Source organism: Intrasporangium calvum (assembly GCF_028446585.1).
Lineage (GTDB): Bacteria > Actinomycetota > Actinomycetes > Actinomycetales > Dermatophilaceae > Intrasporangium > Intrasporangium calvum_A.
On sequence record NZ_JAPFQL010000142.1, the window covers coordinates 1 to 3,858 of the forward strand.

The following is a 3,858-nucleotide window of genomic DNA, read 5'->3' on the forward strand; positions in this document are numbered from 1 at the left end:
CCCAGGATCGGGCCGTTGATGGACGACGCGAAGACCGAGGTCCTCGCGTTCACCGCGTTCCCGCGGGCGCACTGGACCAAGATCTGGTCCAACAACCCCATCGAACGCCTCAACCGGGAGATCAAACGGCGAGCCCGGGTCGTCGGGATCTTCCCCAACGGCGCGGCCGTCATCCGCCTCGTCGGTGCCGTGCTGGCCGACGCCCACGACGAATGGCAAGTAGCCGATCGCCGCTACCTCTCCGAGGCATCCATGGCGCTGCTGTACAAGACCAGCGATACTGACACCGCCGCCATCACCAGCGGCCCGTGAGCACCGAGGAACCAGCCCTCAAAGCCCACCACCCGACGGGACGCCATCGAGCTTCGCGTCTGTTTCATCGGATTGCCGGGCGCATCGGCGGTCATCGATGCCCCTCCGGGAGTCGCGGTCCTTCCCGCCCCAGCTGCGACCGGATCCGCCGGTCCCACCGTCCTGCGGTTCACCGTTCGGGTGGAGCGAAAGGGCGGCGGTGCGTTCACGATCCAGATTCGACGTGGCGGCGACGTCTTGGCACGATCGGCTCCTAGACCGACGGTCGTGACCAGCGAGCAGGGATGGCGGATCGTGCGGTAGGGACTTGGTGTCGGCCAACGTGCTTGACGCAGAGCGCCGCCATTCCGCGAGCCCAGACATTGGCGGAAGTGAGTCTTTCCGCCGCGTGTTGGCCAGTCGACTTGCTCGATGAGTCGTGGCTACAAGAATTCCGCGGGATCGAAGTCGTCGATCGGGATGATCCGCACGCGCGGCAGCGGTTCGTTGAACGCTTGAACCTCGTACTCGAGGTCGAAGGTCGACAGGCCATGGGCCGCGAGCGGCAAGAACGCGTTGCTGCGGAACTCCTGGAAGCCCACGACACCCACGCGCCGGCCGTCGAGGAGGTCCCGGACCTGGTCGACGAAGTCCCCGTCATTGCTGACGAGCAGCACATCCGCGTGTCGGCGCCGAATCTCGTCCAAGGTCCGCTGGATTGCGATGTCCACCACCTTCTCGTTGCTCCCCCCGGAGAGCGGGACGGGTCGGTAGCCAATGGCTACCAATGCCTGGATGAAGGGCATCGGGAGCTCGTTGTTAGCGGAGAGGAAGAACAGCCCAGCGGCTGGCTGTCCCCAAAGCTCCTGCGCGAACTGCAGCAGTCGCTCCCACCGCGGGCGCTCTTCGGGTCGGGGCCGCCGTCCGAGGATGGAGGTGCCCAAGGTGGCGTCGATGTTCTCTCCGTCGACCAGGACGTACGTGATGGCAGGCTCTTCACCCATGGGAGGGAGCCTACGGCCGCCTCACTCGACAACGGTGGCGGGCGACCGACAGTCGGCAAACGCCACCCCGGCTGAGACAGGTGCTTCCTTTTGAGACCGACGCCCCGTCGTGTGACCAGGACGGCGAAGGCGAGACGCGTCACTCCGCCGCGTCACGGCGCCCGGCGGAAAAGACGGCTCATGGCGTTGGGCTTTGGATCGCCTGCTCGAAGCCACCTGCTCGATACGTTGGGCACAATCCGACGGTGGCCGAGCAGCCGCCCATGGAGACCACTTGATCGGAGACGGCTCATGATGATCGACTACAACGTCAGCGATCACTGGTCCGATGGCACACCGGACTGGCTCAAGTCGTTGGTGTCATCGCTCGATCGACGCCACGGGGTATCCACTGTGCTGCCGCTCGCCATCGTCGTTGACGAGATCATGCAGTGGTTAGAGCTTGCGAGCGGCGTCGATGCCTGGAAGAAGGCCGCCAATCGCGACTCGCTCGACCGCGACATCGCACAGTCGGTCGCCAGTATCGGTTCGCACCTGAGCGCACACATCTCTCTCGAGCTCGCCGCGTTCCGGACAGCCTTCGCAGCGCTTACATCGAGCGGCAACGCCGTCCTCTCGCAGCCACCTGGAGCACTCCGAGCGGACCCCGCTTGGGCAGCCCTGCAGACGGCGGCCGGCGACCTGCTCAGTGCTCTCACTACTGACGATGCGGTTCGTGCCAGCTGGGATGACGTCGTCGACGCGGCGAAGGATCGAACGCTCCTTCATCGGGAGTATCGGCCGATCGTCGAGCTCCTCTTCGAGCAGCTGCAGCATCGCGGCGTCGACGCAGAGGGCACGTTCCGCGGCCTGGTGTCGGTCCTCGCCTTCGGGCGGGACCCCGACGCCATTCCGCTCGGCGAACTTGAGACGCAGTACTCCGACCGGCTTGACAAGGCCCGTGCCTACGTTGGGGCACCCGCAGCGATCGAGCCAGTTGCGGTCTGGCTCGGGTACAAGGGACGGGCACACATTCAGCTCACGGCAGGCCGGGTTTCCTTTTTCGAACCGCTGTGGGCGGTGCCAAATGCGGAGCCCGGCAGGCAGGACTTCGACCACAAAGGAGAGCTCTGGGAGATCGTTAAGGACGGCATCACCTTCCGCGTCCCTGAGAAGGCCGGCGAGGAGCGCGAGGTCGAGACTCTCATCCGCGTGGATCTCGGCAATACGACAGCGGCAGGCGCACTTGAGCGCGCCGTGGCCATCGTCGACGTCATCTTTAGCGTCGCCCTGCACCGCTCGGGGGGGCATACGTCCGCAACTCTCTGAGCACGTCGTTGTGCGTTCCGGGCAGCCCGCAAGCCCCGGCTTCCGGGCCGTCTGGAAGCAGACGGGTTTTCCAGACGACACTTACGGTGCCCGGATGACGTCGGAGGCAATACAGGAACACGGGCCCCGCATCGCGGACGCCTTGGCGCGCGAAGAGCTGCCGCGCTTTCTCGCTGCAGCGATCGAGGTGCAGACGACGCTCGATCATCCGTTCACCCGCGATATGGCGCTCCGCAAGCCCTCTGAGGCGGACATCAGCAGTGTCATCCCGCTTTCAGACCGCGTCGTGCAACACGTCGCTGCTCATGCCGCCATGGACCCCAACGACCTCTTCACACTCCTCGGCAAGCGGTGGATGCATGCCCGCTGGTTGAATGACCTCCAGCGGGCGGCAGGCATGTGCCTCCTCGGGGGCGGCGAGAGTCGAGAGTTGCAGCATGAGCTCACGGTCGAATGGCTCTCGAGTCAACCGAAGCAGCCGTGGATCCTGCTACTCGCGGATCGGGCGACCGACTTCATCTCGCTCTGCCGTCTCGAGCACGAACGCGGCTGGATCGAGCGCATGTTCGCCAGCATCAGCGATCACGCAAGGTACAGCGCGCTAATCGCGGAATACGAGGCGGAAGGCGAGGTCCTAGAAAAGCGCCGACGTCGCATCCGCAATGCCCTCGTGCACGGCAATCCCGCCACGTTCCCGGTGGTGCAATCCGTGCGTGAGTACGCCGAGTTCCTCAGCGCGAGCGCTCTGTACCTGGCCCTGGAGTCATACGTAGACAACACCCCCGCCGACGTGATGCTCGCCGCAGGAACTGCCGAGTTCGTGGCAATGACGGGCGGTCAGGACGCCGCGACCTACTGGCGAGCCGAGATAGCGGCGAAAGGCGCGACCACGATGGTGCCCCGTCGGGTGGTGGGCTTTGAGGGCTGGTTCCTCGGTGCTCACGCGCCGCTGGTGATGGCGGCGGTGTCAGTATCGCTGGTCTTGTACAGCAGCGCCATGGATGCCTCGGAGAGGTAGCGGCGATCGGCGACTTGCCATTCGTCGTGGGCGTCGGCCAGCACGGCACCGACGAGGCGGATGACGGCCGCGCCGTTGGGGAAGATCCGGACGACCCGGGCTCGCCGTTTGATCTCCCGGTTGAGGCGTTCGATGGGGTTGTTGGACCAGATCTTGGTCCAGTGCGCCCGCGGGAACGCGGTGAACGCGAGGACCTCGGTCTTCGCGTCGTCCATCAACGGCCCGATCCTGGGGAAC

General features: G+C 65.5%; 5 protein-coding genes. 3 read left to right on the forward strand and 2 right to left on the reverse strand.

Annotation, left to right across the window (positions count from 1 at the left end; all coding sequences use genetic code 11):
• Window positions 1–312 (forward strand): transposase (locus OO014_RS19025; protein WP_272463900.1); only part of this gene is annotated, 312 nt, incomplete at its 5' end.
• Between the two features lie 422 nt (window positions 313–734).
• Here the strand turns inward: OO014_RS19025 and OO014_RS19030 are convergent.
• Window positions 735–1,295 (reverse strand): NYN domain-containing protein, encoded by a 561-nt coding sequence (locus OO014_RS19030; protein WP_272463901.1) that lies wholly within the window; start codon window positions 1,293–1,295, stop codon window positions 735–737.
• Window positions 1,296–1,586: 291 nt separating this feature from the next.
• Between OO014_RS19030 and OO014_RS19035 the strand changes: the two genes are divergently transcribed.
• Together OO014_RS19035 and OO014_RS19040 are read left to right on the forward strand one after the other, a co-directional pair.
• Entirely contained in the window at window positions 1,587–2,603 is a 1,017-nt protein-coding gene (locus OO014_RS19035; RefSeq protein ID WP_272463902.1) for a hypothetical protein, read from the forward strand.
• Window positions 2,604–2,697: 94 nt separating this feature from the next.
• Window positions 2,698–3,621, forward strand: coding sequence for a hypothetical protein (locus OO014_RS19040; protein WP_272463903.1), 924 nt, complete (start codon window positions 2,698–2,700; stop codon window positions 3,619–3,621).
• Here OO014_RS19040 and OO014_RS19045 read toward each other — a convergent pair.
• Window positions 3,543–3,858, reverse strand: a 316-nt coding sequence (locus tag OO014_RS19045; RefSeq protein ID WP_272463904.1) for a transposase, incomplete at its 5' end; no start/stop codon positions are given. The two genes, OO014_RS19040 and OO014_RS19045, sit on opposite strands and share 79 nt — an antisense overlap.